Here is a 20,791-nt window from a genome sequence, read left to right as displayed (position 1 = left end):
GCGGCCGACCTAGTTAATATAGCCGCGCCTTATCGCTTCCGCGACGGCCTGGACCCGGTTGACGGCACCGAGTTTGCTTTTGGCGTTAAGAAGGTGTTTCTCTGACGTGTGTTCCGAAATGCCGAGAATTTGTGAAATCTCCCATTCGGACTTGCCAACAGCAGCCCATTGCAGGCATTCGCGCTCACGCGGCGTTAATTCGACATGATCGATGGTTTTGCCCGCCATGGTGTGGAGCTGCATTGCGCGGCCAATCGCATAAGTCGAGACCAGCGACACCAACCCGAACTCGGCGCTCGACAATTCGACAGCCTCGCCGCCTAGCGACACCATGACGATCTGGCCATCGAGCGTGATTAGCGGGAAGGCCAACCCGTCGCGCAGCTTGAATTCGCCGGCATCGCCCATCACCTCGCCGCCGCTCTTGCCGATGCGGATGCCCTGAGATGCTTCCCGCCACTGGAATGGCGCTTGAAGCTGCTTCATGTGGCTGACGACGGGGTCGTGATCGACGTAGTTGCGCGCGACGTAGCGCTCAAGCCATTCAGCCGGCCAGTCGCAGAGCAGCACATGGTCCTTTTGCTGGTTTCTCGGCGTGCCAGGTTGCGGAACCGTCCCGGCCATCAGCGCCGTCAGCCCGAACCCGCTTGTTACCCCCAGCAGCTTTTCGCAGACGGCGGCGGCTGTGCCGGCGTGCTGCAACTGATCTATCAACTCCAGCGTACGATCGAAATGACCCATCGCAACATCTACCCCATGTTGCCTTCCGCTCTTGAGGCCAATGGCAGTGATCAACCCGCACCACGCCATCAACCCCGGACTGCAAAGCTGCCTCCCCTGTGCGTCCTACTGCTCCTCTTCAGCCGGCATCACGCAGTCACTTGCAAACTCACTAAACAATATCCCTAAATTGCAATGATGAAACCAAAAACCGTCGTACCTGTGTTTTTTTCGTACAAAAACCTGTGTTATTTCGTACGAAAGGCGGGGCAAGACCGGACGGAGTCGTCGCGTGGCGTTTCGGCGCATATCCATTTCATTGATCTTGATATTGATCGGAGCGCAATCGCTTGCGGCTGCTGCGCTCGCCGCGGAGCCGCAGGTGCCGGTGTTCTGGGACGCCAAGGAGCGGCTGCCAAAGCCGGACCTTTCGATGCTGCCGCGGCTGCGATTCCTGACCACCACGGATTTCCCGCCGTTCAATTTCCTCGATGGGGCAGGCCGGCTGTCGGGCTTCCATGTCGACCTGGCGCGCGCCATCTGCGCCGAGCTCGGCATTGCCGAAAAATGCCAGATCCAGTCGCTGCCCTGGGCCGAGCTCGAAGGTGCGCTCGGGAAAGGCGAGGGCGAAGCGATCATTGCCGGCATCGCCGCGACGCCGGAGTCGCGGTCGAAATACGCATTTTCACGCTCCTACCTGCAATTTCCGGCACGCTTCATCATGCTGAAGACACAGGCGCTGACCGAACCAATGTTCGACAAGCTGCGCAGCAAGCGTGTCGGCGTGATCGCCGGCTCCGCGCACGAGCGGATGCTGCGCGATTATTTCGGCGACGTCCAAATCGTCCCGTTCGCAAAGCCGGAGGAGCTTTATGGCGAGCTGAAAGCCGGCAAGATCGACGCCGCCTTCGGCGACGGCATGCGTTTCGCCTTCTGGCTCGGCGGTTCGGATGCAGCGGGCTGCTGCCGCTTTGCCGGCGGCCCCTATCTGGCGCCCGAATATCTCGGCTCAGGCATGGCAATCGCCACTAGGGCCGACGATCCGGCACTGGCCGCCGCTTTCGACTACGCGCTGCAGGAAATCTCGGTGAAAGGCACGTTCGCCGAGTTCTATCTGCGCTATTTTCCCGTCAGTTTTTTCTGAGCTTGGCCGCCGGCTCAGGTCAGCGTGCGAAGGCGGGCCTTGGCGGCTCGCGCAACGGCGGCGACCGTCAGCGCATCGAGGTCGAGTTCCCGGCGGACGAGCTGCAGGACGCGCACCTCCTCCAGGCGCATTTCGAGATCGACAGCTGCGACCTCGAAGGCGGCGGCATAGGCGGTGTCACGCAGGCGTTCGGGCAGCGCCTCGGCGACGCGCGCCAGGACGCCCTCCAGCCCATCCTTTTCATGCAGCATTTTCTGGCAGGCCTGGGCGACCTCGACCAGCCGCTCCTGGTTGAAATCCTCAAACACCGGCCAGGATCGAACGACGTCGCCGATCCGCGCCAGTTCGACGTCGGTCATGTCGCGGTCTGACGCCGAGGTGATGACCATCAGGTAGATCATGGCTTCGTGTGGCGACAATGGCATTTACAACTCCTTGAGATGGTCCCGAAGTTAGGAACGAGGGACCGGCGCCGCAAGGAAAAACAGCCGCGATCGTTGGCGCTCCGATCACGCCTTGGAACTTGATCCATCCTGACTATCGGGACGGGGGCTCTTAATCTTCTTGCCTGATCACGGTCCTGCCCGAAAACCGGGTTCCACTTTTCGGGATCATGGTCTAGAGCATGCGGCTGCCGGCATGGATGCTGGCAAAGTTGCAGGAATAGCATCATGGCCGAACAACAGCCGATCGATCTCAGCCCGGAAGTCCTCGCCGCCGCCGCCGAAAGCAAGGCGTGGCCATTCGAGGAAGCGAAAAAGATCGTCGCCCGCTACGCGAGCAGCGGCTACCCGGAAACGGTGCTGTTCGAGACCGGCTACGGCCCGTCCGGCCTGCCGCACATCGGCACGTTCGGCGAGGTGGCGCGCACATCTATGGTGCGCCACGCCTTCCGCGTGCTGACTGAAGACAAGGTCAAGACGCGGCTGCTGTGCTTCTCCGACGACATGGACGGATTGCGCAAGGTGCCGGACAATGTGCCTAACAAGGACATGCTGCGCGCCTATCTCGGCAAGCCGCTGACCAGGATACCGGACCCGTTCTCCAATGAGTATCCGTCCTTCGGCGCCGCCAATAACGCACGGCTGCGCGCTTTCCTCGACCGTTTCGGCTTCGATTACGAATTCGCTTCCTCGACCGACTATTATACTTCCGGCCGCTTCGACGCGACGCTGCTCAAGATGCTCGAGCGCTTCGATAAGGTGATGGCAATTATGCTGCCGTCGCTGCGCGAGGAGCGGGCGCTGAGCTATTCGCCCTTCCTGCCGATCCATCCCAAGACCGGCATCGTCATGCAAGTCGCGATCGACGAGCGCAAGCTCGACGCCGGCACCATCGTGTGGCGCGACCCGGACACCGGCGAGCGCTTCGAGACGCCGGTGACCGGCGGTCATGCCAAGCTGCAATGGAAGCCAGATTGGGCGATGCGCTGGGCAGCACTCGGCGTCGATTACGAGATGTCCGGCAAGGATCTGATCGATTCCGTCAAGCTCGCCGGGCAGATTTGCCGCGCGCTCGATGCTCCGGCACCGGAGGGCTTCAATTATGAGCTGTTCCTCGATGAGAACGGCCAGAAGATCTCGAAGTCGAAGGGCAATGGGCTGACCATCGACGAGTGGCTGACTTACGCGCCGACCGAGAGCCTTAGCCTTTATATGTTCCAGCGCCCGCGAACCGCGAAGAAGCTTTATTTCGACGTCATCCCGAGGGCGGTAGACGAATATTACACGTTCCTCTCTGCCTATCAGAGGCAGGACTGGAAGGAGCGGCTGGGCAATCCGGTCTGGCACATGCATGACGGCAATCCCCCGGCAGTCGACCTGCCGGTTCCGTTCTCGCTGCTGCTCAACCTGGTCAGCGCCTCGAATGCGCAGAACAGGGACGTGCTGTGGGGTTTCATTTCGCGCCACGCGCCGGGTGTGACGCCGACAACCCATCCCGAGCTCGACCGGCTGGCCGAATATGCCATCCGCTATTTCGACGATTTCGTGAAGCCGGCGAAAGTGTACCGTGCTGCCGACGCGGTCGAGCGCGAGGCGCTGACCAAGCTTTCGGAAGCGCTCGCCGCGCTGCCGGCTGATGCCGACAGCGAGGCAATCCAGAACGCTGCCCTCAATGTTGCGCGCAAGATCGAGCGCTACCAGGATCATTCCAAGCAGAGCCCGGAGGGCGGACCCGGTGTCTCCGTCGCCTTCTTCCAGATGATCTATCAGGTGCTGATAGGTCAGGAACGCGGGCCGCGCTTCGGCTCCTTCGCCGCGCTCTACGGCATCGCCGAAACGCGCGAGCTCATTCAGCGGGCGCTGGCTGGTCAGCTGGCGGCATGAGGACGCCGTCTTGCTCCTCCAGGATCGAGCTAGGCGCTACAGGCGCGGATCGCGACGCAGCAGCCGGGAGCGGCGGCAGGCCTGAAACGCTCGGCGCCGGCCCGAAGACGCCTTTTTTTGCTGCACGCGCCTTCTCGCCGGCTTCTGCGTAAGGGCCGCCCTTGGCGGCGCGCGCCCAGCCATTTTCGACCAGCCATTGGCCGATATCCTGATTGCCGATCCGGCACTCGGCGGCGATCAGATCACGACCGCCTTCGGGCGGCACGGCACAGACCACCGCACGACTGCGGAGAAAGGCGCGGAAGGCCGTTCGCGCCCGAATGCCGCAATTCCAGGACTCGCCGCCGTCGGTGCAAGTCTCCTCCTGCTTGACGATGTCGATACCGGAAACCGCAATCGAATAGCCCTTTGCTTCGATGACCCCGGCGGCCGACGCGACGGGCTGGAATAGTTTCGTGCCTTTCCAGTCGTCGGGCATTTTCGTTTTTGGCGGCTTGGGCGGTCCGGCCAATGCCAGATCGCTCAACGGGGCGCGCGGCTCTATCCGTTCAAGCTCGTTGGAACCGAGCTGCGGCGGCACCACGATTTCTGGATCGATTGCCCTCGAATGCGCCGCCTGCTTGGCCGGCACTGGTTTCGGGATGGCCGACGTAGCCGGCGCGGCGGGCTGCGGTTCAGCGCCGACCTGGATTTGCTCCCAGGGGTCGCCGCTTTCGCTCTGGACGGCGCGGCCGCCGGCGACAATTGCCGTGGCCATCGCCGGGATCGCCAGAACAGCCAAGGCAAGGTGAGGCAGACGCACCGGCCCCGCGCCTACTGGCTTGCCCAGACAATCCGCGCCACCCATTCGACATCGCGCATGGGGATGTCGCGGTCCGGGTGATCGGGATTGAGGGAGACCAGCGCGATCGACCTCGGTGTCTGGCGGTCGAGCACCTTGGCCATCACCTCGCCGGCATTGGTCTTGACGACGACGCGATCACCCTTTCGTATGGTAGCCCCTGGCTCGACGATCAGGACATCGCCATTGCGATAGAGCGGCAGCATGGAATCGCCCTGGACCTTCAAGGCATAGGAGGTTTCGGTTGCCCGTGCCGGAAGCTCGATCAGGTCCCATCCCTGCCCCGCTGGAAACCCGGCGTCGTCGAAGAAGCCACCGGCGCCCGCCTGGGCGAAGCCGAGCAGCGGCACCGACGATCTCTGCACGGGTAGTGCGCCGGAATTACCCCGACCCTCGACCAGCCCCGCAAATTCATCCAGCGAGGCGCCGGTCGCCTCGATGATCTTGGCCAGCGATTCGGTCGACGGCCAGCGCGGCCGTCCATCTGAGGACAGCCGCTTCGATTTGTTGAAGGCGGTCGAGTCGAGGCCAGCGCGCCTGGCCAGTCCAGAGGCCGAAAGCGAATAACGCTCGGCAAGAGCGTCGATGGCGGCCCAAACGCGGTCGTGCGAGAGCACCTTGCTCTTCCTTCGAAACAGGAAAAAATACCTTCCCTGTTCTATCCCTTGGCCGCCATCTTGTCCACCGCCGAAGACGGGGTCAGGCTGCCTCCTTGGCCTCGTCCCTGGTATAGGGATCGAAGCGCTCGTAGAAGGTCTCGCCCTTCTCGGCCATATCAAGCAGCAGCTTCGGCGCCTTGAACTCGGTGCCGTATTTCTTCTGCAGGCGCTTGGCGAGTTTGACGAATTTCTTCGCGCCGATGCCGTCGATGTAGGACAGTGCACCGCCTGTATAGGGCGCGAAGCCGAAGGCCAGGATCGAGCCGACATCGGCCTCGCGTGGGTCGGTAACGATGCCCTCTTCCATCACCCGTACCGCCTCAAGCGCGATGGTGACCAACAGCCGCTGCTTCAGTTCCTCATAATCGACCTGCTCCGGCGCCAGCTGCGGGTAGAGATCCCTGAGGCCTGGCCACAGCTTCTTCTTGGCCGGTTTTGCCGGATAGTCATAGAAGCCCTTGCCGTTCTTGCGGCCCAAGCGACCATGCGTGTCGACCATCGTGTTGATCAGCGCCATCTGCTTCGGATCGACCGCCTTGTCGCCGAGGTCGCGCATGGTCTGCTTCATGATCTTCTGGGCAAGGTCGATCGCCGTCTCGTCGGTCAACGCCAAAGGACCGACCGGCATGCCGGCGGCCTTGGCCGCGTTCTCGATCATTGGCGCCGGAACACCTTCGATCAGCATCTTGTAGGCCTCCGACATGTAGCGCAGCACGCAGCGATTAACATAGAAGCCGCGCGTATCGTTGACGACAATCGGCGTTTTCTTGATGGCACGGACAAAGTCGATCGCGGTTGCCAACGCCTTGTCGCCGGTCTTCTTGCCGAGGATGATCTCGATCAGCATCATCTTGTCGACCGGCGAGAAGAAATGGATGCCGATGAAATTCTTCGGCCGCGCCGAATTCCTGGCCAGCGATGTAATCGGTATGGTCGACGTATTCGAGGCGAAGATCGCCGACGGCTTGAGCACAGCCTCGGCCTGTTCGGTGGCACCCTTCTTTACGGCCGAATCCTCGAATACCGCCTCGACCACAAGATCGCAGCCGGCGAGATCCGCATAGTCGGCCGTCGGCGTGATTAGCGACAGCAACTGATACTCCTGCGGCTTGGCACGGCCCTTCTTTACCTGATCCGAGATCAGGTTGTCGGAATGCGCCTTGCCCTTGGCGGCGGACTCCATGTCGCGGTCGAGCAGCACCACCGGAATGCCGGCCTTGGCCGTCACATAGGCTATACCGGCGCCCATGAAGCCGGCGCCGAGTACGCCGATCTTCTTGAACTTCGTTTCCGGCACACCGGCCGGGCGGCGCGCGCCCTTGTTCAGTTCCTGCAGCGACACGAACAGCGAACGGATCATCGCTGCCGCTTCCCTGGTCTGCATGATCTCGGTGAAATAGCGTTGCTCGATCCGCAAGGCGGTGTCGAACGGCACCAACAGGCCCTCATAGACGCATTTCAGGATGGCGGCAGCGGCGGGATAATTGCCATAGGTCTCTCGGCGCAGAATGGCGATGGCCGGCGGCCACAGATTGGCACCGGCCACCGAATAGATCGGGGCGCCGGGCAGCTTGAAGCCCTTTTCATCCCATGGCGCCACCGGTTTCAAGCCGTTCCTGATCATCGCCTTGGCGGTTTCGACCAGCTTGTCCGGCTCGGCAATCTCATGGATCAGGCCCATCGACTTGGCCTTCTGAGGCGACAGCGTCTGGCCGGACGTCAGCATTTGCAGCGCCTGCTGCTGGTCGGTCAGCCGTGGCACGCGCTGGGTGCCGCCGGCCCCCGGAAAAATGCCGATCTTCACTTCGGGAAGCGCCATCCTCACTTTGTCTGAATCGGCCGCGACACGGCCATGGCAGGCGAGCGACAATTCGAACGCGCCACCCATGCATGTGCCGTTGATCGCCGAAACCCATGGCTTTCCCGAAGTTTCCAGCTTACGGAACAGGCCGTTCATGGTGCCCGCATTGTCGAACAGCGCCTTGGTCGCCTTCTCCGGGTCCTTCGCCTTGTCGGCGGCGAAGGTCGCCAGCATCTTCTGCAGCATGGTGATGTCGGCGCCGCCCGAGAACGTATCCTTGCCGGAGGTGATCACCGCGCCCTTTATCGCTGCATCGCTCGCCACTTTGTCGACGATGGTATTCAGTTCGAGCATCACCTCCTCGGTGAAGACGTTCATCGAACGGTCCGGCATGTCCCAGGTGACCAGCGCAATGCCGTCGGCGTCGATGTCGAGGGTGAAATTGGTGTAGCTCATCATCTCTCTCCGTCAGACGCGTTCGATGATCGTTGCAGTGCCCATGCCGGCGCCGATGCAAAGCGTCACCAGCGCGGTGTTGAGGTCGCGGCGTTCCAATTCGTCCAGCACCGTACCGAAGATCATCGCACCGGTGGCGCCGAGCGGATGGCCCATGGCGATGGCCCCACCATTGACGTTGATCCGGTCATGCGGAATATCGAAAGCCTGCATGTAGCGCAGCACCACCGAAGCGAAGGCCTCGTTGAGCTCGAACAGGTCGATGTCCGACAGCTTCATCTTCGCCCGCTTCAACAGCTTTTCAGTAACGTCGACCGGGCCGGTCAGCATCAGCACCGGTTCCGAGCCGATGTTGGCAAAGGCGCGGATGCGCGCGCGCGGCTTGAGGCCGAGCGTCTTTCCCGCCTTTTTCGAGCCGAGCAGCACGGCCGCCGCGCCATCGACGATGCCCGACGAATTGCCGGCATGGTGGACGTGGTTGACCTCTTCCACCTCGGGATGCTTCTGCACGGCGACGGCGTCGAAGCCGCCCATTTCGCCCGGCATGACAAAGGACGGATTGAGAGCGGCCAGTGACTGCATGTCGGTCGAAGGCCGCATGTGTTCGTCACGGTCGAGGATGGTCAGGCCGTTCTGGTCCTTGACCGAGATCACCGAATTCTTGAAGCGGCCCTCGCCCCACGCCTTGGCAGCACGCTTCTGGCTTTCCACCGCGTAGGCATCGACGTCGTCGCGCGAAAAGCCGTATTTGGTGGCGATCAGGTCGGCCGAGATTCCTTGCGGCACGAACCAGCCGGGCAGGCCGACCGATGGGTCCATGAACCAGGCGCCGCCGGAGGCGCCCATGCCGACGCGCGACATCGATTCGACGCCACCGGCAATGACGATCTCGTCGGCGCCCTGCGCGATCTTGGCGGCGCCGAAATTGATGGCGTCGAGGCCCGAGGCGCAGAAGCGCGATATCTGCATGCCAGGCGCCTTGGTGTCGTAGCCGGCCTCGAAAGCCGCGGCACGTGGAATGACCGCACCCGCCTCGCCAACCGGATCGACACAACCGAAGATGATGTCGTCGACGGTGCCGGTGTCCAGCCCGTTGCGGTCGCGGATGGCCTCGAGCACCTTGGCGCCGAGCCGCACCGCCGGCACTTCGTGCAGCGAGCCATCCTTCTTGCCCCTGCCGCGCGGCGTGCGCACGGCATCATAGACATAAGCTTCGGCCATTTTCCTGCTCCTTGGGTTTGCTGAAACTCGCTCAGAGCGAGCGTCCGATCAGCAATTTCATGATCTCGTTGGTGCCGCCGTAGATGCGCTGGACGCGGGCGTCGCGGAACATGCGCGCAATCGGATATTCATTCATGTAGCCATAGCCGCCATGCAATTGAAGGCATTCGTCGACGACTTTTCCTTGCAGGTCCGACAGCCAGTATTTGGCCATAGACGCGGTCACCGGGTCGAGGCCGCCGTTAATGTGGCGGGCAACGCAGTCATTATAGAAGACGCGGCCGATGGTCGCCTCGGTCTTCAATTCGGCAAGCTTGAACTGGGTGTTCTGGAATTCGATGATGGGCTTGCCGAAGGCCTTGCGCTCCTTGACGTAGTCGATGGTAAGCGCCAAGGCCCGCTCGACCATGGCGATAGCAGTGGTGCCGATCTGCAGCCGCTCCTGCGGCAATTGTTGCATCAACTGGACGAAGCCCTGGCCTTCGTCGTTGCCGAGCAGGTTCGAGGTCGGCACACGTACGTCGTTGAAGAACAGTTCCGACGTGTCGTTGGCCTTGAGGCCGATCTTGTCGAGGTTGCGGCCGCGCTCGAAACCCTCCACCTCGTCGGTCTCGACGACGATCAGCGAGATGCCCTTGGCGCCCTTCTCAGGATCGGTCTTGGCAACGACGATGATGAAATTGGCGAGCTGGCCGTTGGTGATAAAGGTCTTCGAGCCGTTGAGCTTGTACCGGTTGCCGTCCTTTTCGGCGCGCGTCTTGACGCCTTGAAGGTCGGAGCCCGCACCCGGCTCGGTCATGGCGATGGCGCCGATCAGCTCGCCGGTCGCCAGCCTCTGCAGCCACTTCTTCTTCTGCTCCTCCGAGCCGTAGTGGAGGATATAGGGGGCAACGATCGAATTGTGCAGGCCAATGCCGAACCCGTCGACGCCGACATGGCCGATCGCCTCGATGATGGCGCTCTCATGCGCGAAGGTGCCGCCCGATCCGCCATATTCCTCCGGCATAGAGGCGCAGAGCAGGCCGGCAGCACCCGCCTTCAGCCAGCTCTCGCGGTCGACCATTTCGTTCTTCTCGAATTCGTCGTAACGCGGCGCGATCTCTTCCGACATGAAGCGGTGCGCCATGTCGTAAAGCATGCCGACCTCGTCCGCCGCCCAGGCGGGCTTGGGAAGGCCAAGGATTTCGGCGGGGTGGGTCATGGTTTCTCCCTCGCGCCAACGTTCCCCTCCCCCTCGAGGGGAGGGTAGCCGCGAAGCGGCCGGGTGGGGTCGCCGATGACGTGCTCGACCTTGTCTTTTACAACCTGCGCCATATGCCACGGCATTGCGATCATTTTCCTCCAAGGCATGCACCAGAATGGAGGTCGGCGCACTGCACGCAGGACCCCTCCCGGCCCTTCGGGCCACCCTCCCCTCGAGGGGGAGGGGAACGCCGAAGCTAGAACGCTTCCGCCGGCAGTGCCATCAATGTGTCGGCACCGCTGGAGATGCGGGCAAGATGCGCCGACGTCTCCGGCATGATCCGCTCTAAGAAGAAGCGCGCCGTCACCAGCTTGTTGTCGTAGAAAGACGAAGCGCCGTCGGCGCCATTCGCCAATTTCGCTGCGGCCACCCTGGCCATCTGCGCCCACATATAGCCCAGCACCACCAGGCCGAAGAGATGCATGTAATCGGTCGAGGCGGCACCGGCGTTATCGGGCTTGGCCATGCCGTTCTGCACCAGCCACATCGTCGCCGTCTGCAGATCGTTGAGGCCCTTCTTCAGCGCCTTGGTGAAGGGCGCCATCGTCTCGTCGGTGCGGTTTTCCTCGCAGAACTCTCCGACTTCCTTAAAGAAAGCCTGGACCGCGCGGCCGCCATTCAAGGCCAGCTTGCGGCCGACGAGGTCGAGCGCCTGGATGCCGTTGGCACCCTCATAGATCATGGCGATGCGCGCATCGCGGACGAACTGGCTCATGCCGTGCTCTTCTATATAGCCGTGGCCGCCGAAGACCTGCTGCGCCATTACCGCATGATCGAACCCCTTGTCGGTGAGCACGCCTTTGACCACCGGCGTCATCAGGCCGGTGTAGTCGTCTGCGACCTGGCGATCTTTGTCGTCACCGGAGCGGTGAGCGATGTCGGACTTGATCGCCGTCCACAGCGCCAGCGCGCGGCCGGCCTCGTTGAAAGCCTTCATGGTCATCAGGCTGCGGCGGATGTCCGGATGGACGATGATCGGATCGGCCTTCCTGTCCGGCGCCTTCGGCCCTGACAGCGAGCGGCCCTGCAAACGATCCTTGGCGTAGGAAACCGCATTCTGGTAGGCAACCTCAGATAGCGAAAGTCCCTGCAGGGCGACGCCAAGCCGCGCCTCATTCATCATGGTGAACATTGCTTTCAGCCCGCCATTGGCCTCGCCGAGCAGCGTGCCTTCAGCGTCGTCGTAATTCATGACGCAGGTCGAGTTGCCATGGATACCCATCTTCTCCTCGATCGAGCCACAGGAGACGGTGTTCTTCTCGCCCGGATTGCCTGAGGCATCGAGCTTGAGCTTCGGCACGATGAACAGCGAGATGCCCTTCACGCCATCCGGCGCGCCCTCGATACGGGCCAGCACCAGGTGGACGATATTGTCCGACATGTCATGCTCGCCGGCCGAGATGAAGATCTTCTGACCGGAGATCCTGTAGGTGCCGTCGCCATTTGGGACGGCCTTGGTGCGCAGCAAGCCAAGATCGGTTCCGCAGTGTGGCTCGGTCAGGTTCATGGTGCCGGTCCAGGCGCCCTCGACCAGCTTCGGCAACCATGTCGCCTTCTGCTCTTTGGTGCCATGGGTGATGATCGCAGCGATCGCGCCTTGCGTCAGGCCGGCATACATCATCAGCGACATATTGGCCGACACCATGTATTCGGCAACCGCAGTGTGCACCGCGTAGGGCAAGCCTTGCCCGCCAAACTCGACAGGTGCCGCGAGCCCCATCCAGCCGCCTTCGCGATACTGGTCGAAAGCTTCCTTGAAGCCTTTCGGCGTCGTTACCGAACCGTCGTCATGGCGCATGCAGCCTTCCACGTCGCCAACGCGGTTCAGCGGCTGCATCACGTTTTCGGCGAGCTTGGCGCCCTCGGCAAGGATGGCCTCGAGCACATCCGGCGTCGCGTCGGAAAATCCGGGAAGATTGGAATAACGTTGATATCCCAGCACTTCGTTCAGCACGAACAGCGTGTCCCGGACCGGCGCTCTGTAGATCGGCATTCGTTTCCTCCACCATGCGGTCTTGGCCCCGAAATCAGCCCCAGCATATGAGGATGGCAGACGGACCAACGTTGTGGTCGAGATAACAAATATTGACGTTTGCGTAAACGTCAATTCGGCGGTGCGGCAAATTTTCTCCCGCGCGCCAGGACGACAAACGACAAAGCACGGCAAACGACGAAGAACCGCGCAGCGAAAGCCACGCGGCTCTTATTCGTCACAAATCGAAAGCTTAGTTTAGCTCGCTACGCTGGCCTGCGGCGTCGAGCGCTCGATCAGCATTTGCCGGACGGTCGACATCGAAGCACTCAGTTCGCTGATGGCGTCGTCGATCAGCGCCCGCTGCTTCTGCAGACGGGCAAGCTGCTTCTCCGACTTGTCGAGCGCCAGCCGCAATTGCTTGGTGTTGGAGCCGTTCGGATCATAGAGGTCCATCATCTGCTTGACGTCGCGCAGCGAGAACCCGACCTTGCGGCCAAGCAGGATCAGCTTCAGCCGGGCCCTGTCGCGGCGTGTATAGAGACGGGTCGAGCCGTCGCGCTGCGGGTTGAGCAGACCCTTGTCCTCATAGAAACGCAGCGTACGCAGGGTCACTCCGTATTTCTTGGCCATTTCGCCGATGCGGACAAGCTCTTCACCGGCTTCGCTCGACATATCGTTGGTGTTGGCCGCGGCTTGGCCGGGCGAAATAAGCTTCATGGTCACTGGCTTTCCCCGTCTGGTGGCGTCGCGGTCGCGGACCTTGCGTCGCCTGAGTGAAAGCGGGGGCGTGCTTCCACTCGTGGTTTCAACAAACAAATCGCAAACGGCGTAATCCGCTCATTTACGTTTACGTCAATTCTATATCGATAGCCGCCTCACCACGCAAGAGCGTTCTGGTCTTGCAACTTTATGCCGCAGCACCAGCGGACAACCTAAAAGGTCGTTGCCGATTTCGGGAGCGATCATGCGGCTGATCAAAATTCTAGAACGTCTTTTGCGCGTCCAAAAAAGACACCCGGCGCCGTCGGCAGCCAGCCGACAAAGTTGCAACTTCTTAAGCTTGGTTAACGCGTTGTTTACCACGTTGGGGCGAAATGTGCGCATGTCGGTTACCCGTGTCTATCCTGTACTGAATTTTTCACGGTTTTTCGGAGCGCGGATAAGACTCGGGAAGCTCGTCTTCCACTGCAACAAGCCAAGCAGTCGCGTTCGTCCCGGCAGGACTTTGGGAACCTCGTGAAAGCCAGCAATTCTGAAACGGGCGCATTGATGAACAGCAAGCGGTCCTACCTCGATACACTCAACGCCGGCAGGCAACGCCGGCCGCACACGACGCTTGAAGAGCTCAACCGCTCCCTGGAAACTCTGGAGCAGCGGCTGGAGCGGACGCGCGAGGAGACGGCAAGCCACCCCGATCCGCGCCGACCAGCGGCAGAACCACGCTATCCCAGCGCCCAACCCTATGGCCAGCAGCGCCGGTATGAGGATCCACGCGCGCAGCGGCCGAAAGGTCCAGCAGCGGCTTTCGACCAGAATTACCAGGCGATCGCCCGCGATATCGACCGGGTGCGCGGCCAGGAGGACGGCGTCGCCCTAGCCGGCAAGATCGCCGGGGAATTGCGCGGCCTGCGCGAAGAGTTGCGCCAGCAGATGACCTCCGGCCTGCAACGCGAGTTCGAGGTACTGCGCAAGAATATTGAGCGAGCCTTCCAGTCAAATGGCGGCGGCAAAGGCAGCGCCGAACTCAGCGTCGAATTCGAGCGGCTTTCCGGCGCCATCCAGACACTGGCCGAAAAAAGCGACGACAGAAGCGTCAATATGCTGCGGCTCGAGCTTGAGCAGGTCAAAGCCGCGCTCGAAACGCTGGCGCGCGAGGAGAGCGTGCAGGCGGTCGGACGCCGCTGGGACGATTTCGACCGCCGCTGGAACGCTTTCGAGGATCGCGTCGAGGCCGATCAGCGCAAGCGTTCCGATGCACCCGGCCTGTCGGCGCTGACGGAGCGGCTCGAACAGATCAGCAATGCCGTCAGCAATTTGCCGGAATCGCTGTCGCTGCGCTCGCTCGAGGAAAAGGTCCGCACGCTTGCCGGAGCGGTCGACCATTTCGCCCGCCAGCAGGACAATCGCGGCGGCGACACATTCAGTCAGATCGACGAGCGGCTCGACGAGATTTCCCGCGCGATCGTCGCCTCGACGGTTGCCGCGCAAGCCAATTCGTTCGACCCCGAGCCCTTCGAACGCATCGAGAAGCGGATCGATTCACTGGCCCAGCAAATCGAAGAAGTGTCGCAGGATCGTCCGGGTCGGGAGGTCATTGACCGTCTCAACACATTGTCGAGCCGCGTGGATGAACTGGCCGGCCGAGCCAATCTGCCGGAACAGGCGATGGAGCGCCTTGCCAGGCAAGTCGCGCTTATTGCCGACAAGATCGACCACGCACCTGCCATGCCCGACGCCGACTACATCTTCCAGGGGCTCGAGCAGCGCTTCGACGTGCTGTCCAGCATGATGGAACGTCGCCAGGGCGACGCAATCGAACAAGGCAACATGCTGTTTCGCGACCTTGAGCGCCGGTTGGACGAGGTCGCCGACAGGCTGGACCAGCGCATGCCGCAGGTCGATAGCGCTGGCATCATGGATGCCATCGACGCCCGCTTCACCGCGCTGGCCAAGCGGATTGAGACGCGCGTTCCAGATCCCGCCAACGAGGCGGCGATCCGTGGCCTGGAGAGCCGGCTCGAAGACATCTCAAGCCGGCTGGATTCGTCCGCGGCACAGGTCGCCAGCATCGACCCGGCGTTGATCCGCAGCCTTGAAGCGCAGGTCGCCGGCCTGACGGCGCATCTTTCCAAGCCCGGCACGCCGCTGCCGGAATTCGACGACATCAGCCCGCGTCTCAACGAAATCGAGAAGTCGCTGGCCGGAACCCGCGATTCCGTCCTCGGCGCGGCGCGCGAGGCGGCTGAGAGCGCCGTCCGCTCACTGGCCGGATCAAGCGCCAACACGGCGGCCGTTACCGGCCTCGCCCAGGACCTGAAGACGCTCGAGGCACTGACGCGCCGTTCGGACGAGCGCAATTCGAGAACGTTCGAGGCTATCCACGATACGCTGCTCAAGATCGTTGACAGGCTTGGTTCATTGGAGACGGGTGAACCGGCAAGCGCGGAGTTGAGCAAGCGTTTCGGCCGGCCATCCAAGATCTCGGTGCAGGACGCACCGTCGATGGACCTCGACCAGCCGCTGCCGTTGACGGGCAGCATGGCCGATCTCGACGGCCGCGCCGCGGCGCTCGTGCGCGACGAGCCAGGTCCGCGTACGCCAGCCGAGGCCGCCGCCGCAGCAGCCCTGGCGGCTCTCGGTTCAGACACGACGCGTGAAAAAACCGAGCAAGGCGGCGGCAGGAAATCGATGTTAGGCGGGCTGGCGCGCGCCTTGAAGGGCAAGAAGGACGCCGAGATGCCGCCGCTTGCAGGCTCGGCGCAGAGCGCCGAGATACCCAGCGTCGATCTCGACGAGCCCCTCGACCCCAAGCTCGCCAACCGACCACTGGAACCCGGCTCCGGCGCACCCGACCTCAGCGCCATCATGAAGCGCGTGCGCGACGAGCGCGGGCAGCCGACCCGGGAAGGCGGCGCTGAGGCGGCGAAATCGGACTTCATCGCGGCAGCCAGACGGGCTGCGCAAGCGGCGGCCGCCGAGGCGGACGCCCTCAAGCGCCAGTCGACGATGAAAGGCCCGGTCAAGGCACTCAGGATCGGCGACCTGCTCAAGGCGCGGCGCAAGCCGATCCTGATGGGGGCAATCGCCATCATGCTGGCGCTTGCCGGCCTGCAACTGGGCAAAGCCTTCTTCTCCGACCCGGTCGAAGTCACCGACAATGAGGCGGCACCGGCCGTGGCCGTACAGCCGGCGGAAACCGCTTTTGCCAGCGTTGCCAGCGAGCCGAAGGCGGACGCGCAGACGACAACACAGGAGAGCGCGCCGTCGCCCACGGTCAGGCAGGCAGAGCCATCCGCATCGATGACCAAGGACGACACGGCGGCGCAAACCGGCCCCGCTACACCGGCAGCCGAGACATCGACGGCGCCCTCGGCTTCCGCGGCGCCCGCTGACCTGGCGGCGCAAGACACTGCGGCCGCAGTGCCCGCGCCGGCAGCGGCGACGGCCAGCGACGCCGAGCCAATGGCTGCCGCGCCTGCTATAGCCACCGCTGCGACGCAGGACACGACCGGCACGGTGCCGTCGGCGGATGCTGCCGCGGCAGGCGTTGCCAAGATCGACGTTCCGGCCGATGCCGGTCCGGCCGCCCTGCGCGATGCAGCGGCCGGCGGCGACGCCAAGGCGCTGTTCGAGATCGGCTCGCGCTACGCCGAGTCTCGCGGCGTCAAAGAAGACATGGCGGCGGCGGCCAAATGGTATGAAAAAGCTGCCGAACTCGGTTTCGCACCGGCAGAATACCGCATCGGCAATTTCTACGAGAAGGGCATCGGCGTCGCACGCGACATCAAGAAAGCGAAAACCTGGTACCAGCTTGCCGCAGCGCAGGGCAATGCCAGCGCGATGCACAATCTTGCCGTGCTGTTTGCGATGGCGGCGGATGGCGTGACCGACAATGAATCGGCAGCGCGCTGGTTCCAGGCGGCGGCGGATCTCGGTGTCAAGGATAGCCAGTTCAATCTCGGCATCCTCGCGGCGAAGGGCGTCGGCATGAAGCAGAACCTCGAGGAGAGCTACAAATGGTTCGCACTCGTCGCCAAGACCGGCGACAAGGATGCGGCGGCCAAGCGCGACGAGATCGCCAAGGCGCTGAGGCCCGAGCAGCTGGAGCGTGCGCGGGCCGCGGCTGAACTGTGGAAGGCCAAGCCGCTCGATCCAGCCGCCAATTCGGCCGACGTTCCTGAATCGTGGCAGGACGGCACACCGCAGACGACCGCCGGCATCGACATGAAGAAAGCGGTCCAGAACATCCAGCGAATTCTCAACAAGAACGGCTATGAGGCCGGCAATCCCGACGGCATGATGGGCCAGAAAACCAAGAACGCGATAATGGCCTTCCAGGCCGACAACGATATGAAGGCAACCGGCGCGATCGACGAAAAGCTGGTCAAGGCGCTGCTTGCGCGTAAATAACGGCGGATGCGTCGTTTCCGCGACGTCCTTGCCACAGATTTGCCTGTTAACTGATTGAGTTGTTTTTTGTTTCGGCGGTGCGGCGAAGTTTGACTTCACGGCCCGGCCGGCGCAAGAACGAGATAGCCTGCTGACGCAAAATGCCCGCAACGGTTGCATTCGCCAGGAGGCAAACTGATCGAGACTGACGGGTGGGCATCTATCTCCCGATCGCGGAAATTTCCGTCAACATCTTCGTGCTGCTGGCCATGGGTGCGGCGGTGGGTTTCCTGTCGGGCATGTTCGGCGTGGGCGGCGGCTTTCTCATTACGCCGCTGCTGATCTTCTACAACATACCGCCGGCAATCGCGGTCGCCACCGGCGCCAACCAGGTCATCGCTTCCTCCTTCTCCGGCGCCCTGTCGCACATGAAGCGCGGCACGCTCGACTTCAAGCTCGGCGGCGTGCTTTTAGCCGGCGGCATCGTCGGCTCGACCGGTGGTATCTATGTCTTTGCGCTCCTGCGCCGGCTCGGCCAGCTCGACCTGTTCATCTCGCTGCTCTACGTCGTGCTGCTCGGCACCGTCGGCGGACTGATGCTGGTCGAGAGCGTCAATGCGCTGCGCGCCACTCGCAGCGGCGCCGCACCGGTGTTGAAAAAATCCGGCCAGCATAATTGGATCCACCGCCTGCCGCTGAAGATGCGCTTCAGGGCCTCGAAGCTCTTCGTCAGCGTCATTCCGGTGCTTGGGCTGGGCGCGGCGATTGGCTTCCTGTCCTCGATCATGGGCGTCGGCGGCGGCTTCATCATGGTGCCGGCCCTGATCTACCTTTTGAAAGTGCCGACCAACGTCGTCATCGGCACCTCGCTGTTCCAGATCATCTTCACCTCGGCTTACACCACGCTGGTCCACGCCACCACCAACCAGACGGTCGACGTCATGCTCGCCTTCCTGTTGATGGCAGGCGGCGTCGCCGGCGCGCAATATGGCGCCAAGGCTGGTCAGAGGCTGCGGGGCGAGCAACTCAGGGCGCTGCTGGCGCTGCTCGTGCTGGCGGTAGCCATCCGGCTTGCCATCGATCTTTTCGTCACGCCGCCCAATCTCTATTCTCTGTCCGGCGTGGGCCTGAGCTGATGGCCGGCCTAAGGACGCTCGCGGCCGCCGCCTTTTTGTCGCTGCTGGCTGCTGCGCCACCGGCGAAGGCGCAGGCGCCACTAACCGAAAACATCCAGATCGGCCTTTCCACCGACAATGTCTCGATTACCGCCGGCTTTTCCGGCGCCGACCTGACCATTTTCGGCTCACTGGAAAATGCCGATCCGCTTGTCGCGCGGCAAGGGCGCTACGACGTGATCGTCGTGCTGGAAGGCCCGGCTCGGCCGGTCGTCGTGCGCCGCAAGGACCGGGTGCTCGGCGTCTGGGTCAATCTGGAATCGGAGACCTTCAAAAACGTACCTGTCTCCTATTCGGTGGCGACGACGCGGCCGCTGCAGGACGTCACCGATCCGAACAGCTACAAGCAGCTGTCGCTTGGCGCCTCCAACCTCTATTTGCAGCCGGCCGACGCGGAGGACAGCCCGGCGACAATCGAGGAGTTCACGGCCGCGCTGCGCGAACGCAAGGCGGCGACCGGCCTCTACAGCGAGAATGTCGGCGGTGTGCAGTTCCTGTCGCAGAACCTGTTCCGCGCCACCGTCAGGCTCGCCCCAAACGTTCCGGTCGGCACCCATAAGGCCCGCGCGTTCCTGTTCAAGAGCGGCCTGTTCATCAAGGAAAGCTCCGCCCAGCTCGAAATCCGCAAGTCCGGTTTCGAACAGTCGATCTTCCGCGTCGCGCACGACTATTCCTTCCTCTACGGTGTCTTTGCCGTATCGCTGGCCATGCTGACCGGCTGGCTCGGAAGACTGGTGTTCAGGAAAGACTGAACTCTCGTAAAAGTGGTTTCCCTTTCCGAGGGTATGGGTTAGACCGCGACCCCCGGCCCGACCGGATACGAGCTGCTGCTCCCCAAATCAGAACTACAGGAACGCACGATGCGACCAGCATTTGCCGGTATTGACTTCGGCACTTCGAATTCCACCGTGAGCGTGGTCAGGAACGGGCAGCCGCGGCTGGTGGCGTTGGAAGACGGCCAGGTCACGCTGCCCAGTGCGGTATTCTTCAATTTCGAGGACAACCGCACCTATTTCGGGCGACGCGCCCTTGCCAACTATACGGACAGTATCGAAGGCCGCCTGATGCGCTCGTTGAAGAGCGTGCTCGGCAGCTCGCTCGCCCACGAAAAGACGCGCATCAAGGCGCGCTCGATCGGCTTCATGGAGATTGTCGGCCTGTTCGTCGGCCATCTGAAAAAGAAGCTGGAAGAAGAAGCCCATGACGCGGTCGACAGCGTCGTGCTGGGACGGCCCGTGCAGTTCGTCGACGACGATGCCGAGGCCGACGCCAAGGCGGAGCACGAACTCGAAAATGCCGCTCGTGCCCACGGCTTCAAGCACATCGCCTTCCAGTTCGAACCGATTGCCGCGGCACTCGACTACGAACAAAAGGTGACGCGCGAGGAACTGGCATTGATCGTCGACATGGGCGGCGGCACGTCCGACTTCTCGATCGTGCGGGTCTCGCCTGAGCGCGCCCGCTCGCTTGACCGCAAGGACGACATCCTGGCCAGCCGCGGCATCCATATCGGCGGCACCGACTTCGACCGGCTGTTGAGCATCGCCCATGTGATGCCGCAGCTCGGCCATCTCTCACCGACCAAGGATGGCAAACGTAATCTGCCGGCGAGCTACTTCATCGACCTGGCGACGTGGCAGCGCATCAACCTGGTCTATACCGCAAGGGCGATGACGCATCTGCGCCAGATCCGCTACGAGGCAGAGCGCGCAGACCTGGTCGACCGCTTCATCCACATCGTCGAGCATCGTTACGGCCACGCGCTGGCGGCGCTGGTCGAAAAGGCCAAGATCGAGCTGACGGACCGATCGTCGGCCGATGTCAAGGTCGCGCTGCCGGAGGTGAGGTTCACGGCAGAAATCACGCGCAAGAGTCTCGAAGCCACCATAGCCAGGGATATTGAGCGCGTTGCAGCTACCGTCGAGCAAACCGTCCGCGACGCACAGGTGAAGGCCTCGGATATCACCGCGGTGTTCTTGACCGGCGGATCGACCGCGATCCCGCTGGCCAGGCAGCAGATCCTGGCGCTGGTGCCGCAGGCGTCGGTAATCGAAGGCGATGTGTTCGGCTCGGTCGGGCTTGGGCTGGCGCTCGACGCGCAGCGGAAGTTCGGCTGATCG

At 62.7% G+C, this 20,791-nt stretch carries 15 protein-coding genes; 6 read left to right on the top strand and 9 right to left on the bottom strand.

The genetic code is table 11. The features are described 5' to 3' along the window. Nucleotides 1-9: 9 nt before the first annotated feature. On the bottom strand, nt 10-741 hold the full coding sequence (locus NKI58_RS07005) for a helix-turn-helix transcriptional regulator (protein WP_023677341.1): 732 nt from the start codon (nt 739-741) through the stop codon (nt 10-12). Nucleotides 742-1,012: 271 nt separating this feature from the next. Here NKI58_RS07005 and NKI58_RS07000 point away from each other — a divergent pair, with 271 nt between their 5' ends. After that, on the top strand, nt 1,013-1,864 hold the full coding sequence (locus NKI58_RS07000; RefSeq protein WP_352576977.1) for an ABC transporter substrate-binding protein: 852 nt from the start codon (nt 1,013-1,015) through the stop codon (nt 1,862-1,864). 14 nt (nt 1,865-1,878) lie between these two features. Here the strand turns inward: NKI58_RS07000 and NKI58_RS06995 are convergent, their stop codons facing one another. Beyond that, entirely contained in the window at nt 1,879-2,289 is a 411-nt protein-coding gene (locus NKI58_RS06995) for a tellurite resistance TerB family protein (protein ID WP_352576976.1), read from the bottom strand. A 246-nt stretch (nt 2,290-2,535) separates the two neighbouring features. On the opposite strand from NKI58_RS06995, the gene NKI58_RS06990 reads away from it, so the two are divergent. After that, nucleotides 2,536-4,191 carry a lysine--tRNA ligase gene (locus NKI58_RS06990; RefSeq protein WP_352570365.1) on the top strand — a complete coding sequence of 552 codons (1,656 nt, stop codon included), beginning with the start codon at nt 2,536-2,538 and terminating at the stop codon, nt 4,189-4,191. Here the strand turns inward: NKI58_RS06990 and NKI58_RS06985 are convergent. From NKI58_RS06985 to NKI58_RS06955, 7 genes are all read right to left on the bottom strand, one after another. Then, entirely contained in the window at nt 4,154-4,993 is an 840-nt protein-coding gene (locus NKI58_RS06985) for a thermonuclease family protein (protein ID WP_352576972.1), read from the bottom strand. The genes NKI58_RS06990 and NKI58_RS06985 overlap by 38 nt on opposite strands. A gap of 11 nt (nt 4,994-5,004) precedes the next feature. Continuing rightward, nucleotides 5,005-5,649: a S24 family peptidase gene (locus NKI58_RS06980; protein ID WP_023677336.1), complete on the bottom strand. Its 645-nt coding sequence runs from the start codon at nt 5,647-5,649 to the stop codon at nt 5,005-5,007. Between the two features lie 82 nt (nt 5,650-5,731). Further along, on the bottom strand, nt 5,732-7,948 hold the full coding sequence (locus NKI58_RS06975; protein WP_352783408.1) for a 3-hydroxyacyl-CoA dehydrogenase NAD-binding domain-containing protein: 2,217 nt from the start codon (nt 7,946-7,948) through the stop codon (nt 5,732-5,734). A gap of 12 nt (nt 7,949-7,960) precedes the next feature. Beyond that, nucleotides 7,961-9,169, bottom strand: a complete 1,209-nt coding sequence (locus NKI58_RS06970) for an acetyl-CoA C-acetyltransferase (protein WP_352621881.1) — start codon at nt 9,167-9,169, stop codon at nt 7,961-7,963. A 31-nt stretch (nt 9,170-9,200) separates the two neighbouring features. Continuing rightward, nucleotides 9,201-10,370, bottom strand: coding sequence for an acyl-CoA dehydrogenase family protein (locus tag NKI58_RS06965; RefSeq protein ID WP_352783405.1), 1,170 nt, complete (start codon nt 10,368-10,370; stop codon nt 9,201-9,203). A gap of 238 nt (nt 10,371-10,608) precedes the next feature. After that, nucleotides 10,609-12,405 (bottom strand): acyl-CoA dehydrogenase, encoded by a 1,797-nt coding sequence (locus NKI58_RS06960; protein WP_352783403.1) that lies wholly within the window; start codon nt 12,403-12,405, stop codon nt 10,609-10,611. Between the two features lie 237 nt (nt 12,406-12,642). After that, entirely contained in the window at nt 12,643-13,104 is a 462-nt protein-coding gene (locus NKI58_RS06955; RefSeq protein WP_023677331.1) for a MerR family transcriptional regulator, read from the bottom strand. Nucleotides 13,105-13,656: 552 nt separating this feature from the next. Here NKI58_RS06955 and NKI58_RS06950 point away from each other — a divergent pair. From NKI58_RS06950 to NKI58_RS06935, 4 genes are all read left to right on the top strand, one after another. Continuing rightward, nucleotides 13,657-17,517 carry a peptidoglycan-binding protein gene (locus NKI58_RS06950; RefSeq protein ID WP_352703491.1) on the top strand — a complete coding sequence of 1,287 codons (3,861 nt, stop codon included), beginning with the start codon at nt 13,657-13,659 and terminating at the stop codon, nt 17,515-17,517. A 191-nt stretch (nt 17,518-17,708) separates the two neighbouring features. After that, nucleotides 17,709-18,632, top strand: coding sequence for a sulfite exporter TauE/SafE family protein (locus NKI58_RS06945; RefSeq protein ID WP_023676949.1), 924 nt, complete (start codon nt 17,709-17,711; stop codon nt 18,630-18,632). Next, nucleotides 18,632-19,423 (top strand): TIGR02186 family protein, encoded by a 792-nt coding sequence (locus tag NKI58_RS06940; protein ID WP_352784715.1) that lies wholly within the window; start codon nt 18,632-18,634, stop codon nt 19,421-19,423. The genes NKI58_RS06945 and NKI58_RS06940 overlap by 1 nt, the downstream gene beginning before the upstream one ends. Before the next feature lie 108 nt (nt 19,424-19,531). Then, entirely contained in the window at nt 19,532-20,788 is a 1,257-nt protein-coding gene (locus NKI58_RS06935) for an Hsp70 family protein (protein ID WP_352703489.1), read from the top strand. Nucleotides 20,789-20,791 lie beyond the last annotated feature (3 nt).

It is taken from the genome of Mesorhizobium sp. M0522 (assembly GCF_040321085.1).
Lineage (GTDB): Bacteria > Pseudomonadota > Alphaproteobacteria > Rhizobiales > Rhizobiaceae > Mesorhizobium.
This window is presented reverse-complemented; position numbering and strand designations above follow the sequence as displayed.

What these genes read in the sequence shown, in the direction of transcription:
- NKI58_RS06970 (WP_352621881.1), bottom strand. Translation starts at nt 9,169, where the DNA reads ATGGCCGAAGCTTATGTCTATGATGCCGTGCGCACGCCGCGCGGCAGG.
- NKI58_RS06990 (WP_352570365.1), top strand. Translation starts at nt 2,536, where the DNA reads ATGGCCGAACAACAGCCGATCGATCTCAGCCCGGAAGTCCTCGCCGCC.
- NKI58_RS06950 (WP_352703491.1), top strand. Translation starts at nt 13,657, where the DNA reads ATGAACAGCAAGCGGTCCTACCTCGATACACTCAACGCCGGCAGGCAA.
- NKI58_RS06955 (WP_023677331.1), bottom strand. Translation starts at nt 13,104, where the DNA reads ATGAAGCTTATTTCGCCCGGCCAAGCCGCGGCCAACACCAACGATATG.
- NKI58_RS07005 (WP_023677341.1), bottom strand. Translation starts at nt 741, where the DNA reads ATGGGTCATTTCGATCGTACGCTGGAGTTGATAGATCAGTTGCAGCAC.
- NKI58_RS06965 (WP_352783405.1), bottom strand. Translation starts at nt 10,370, where the DNA reads ATGACCCACCCCGCCGAAATCCTTGGCCTTCCCAAGCCCGCCTGGGCG.
- NKI58_RS06960 (WP_352783403.1), bottom strand. Translation starts at nt 12,405, where the DNA reads ATGCCGATCTACAGAGCGCCGGTCCGGGACACGCTGTTCGTGCTGAAC.
- NKI58_RS06995 (WP_352576976.1), bottom strand. Translation starts at nt 2,289, where the DNA reads ATGCCATTGTCGCCACACGAAGCCATGATCTACCTGATGGTCATCACC.
- NKI58_RS06940 (WP_352784715.1), top strand. Translation starts at nt 18,632, where the DNA reads ATGGCCGGCCTAAGGACGCTCGCGGCCGCCGCCTTTTTGTCGCTGCTG.
- NKI58_RS06975 (WP_352783408.1), bottom strand. Translation starts at nt 7,948, where the DNA reads ATGAGCTACACCAATTTCACCCTCGACATCGACGCCGACGGCATTGCG.
- NKI58_RS06935 (WP_352703489.1), top strand. Translation starts at nt 19,532, where the DNA reads ATGCGACCAGCATTTGCCGGTATTGACTTCGGCACTTCGAATTCCACC.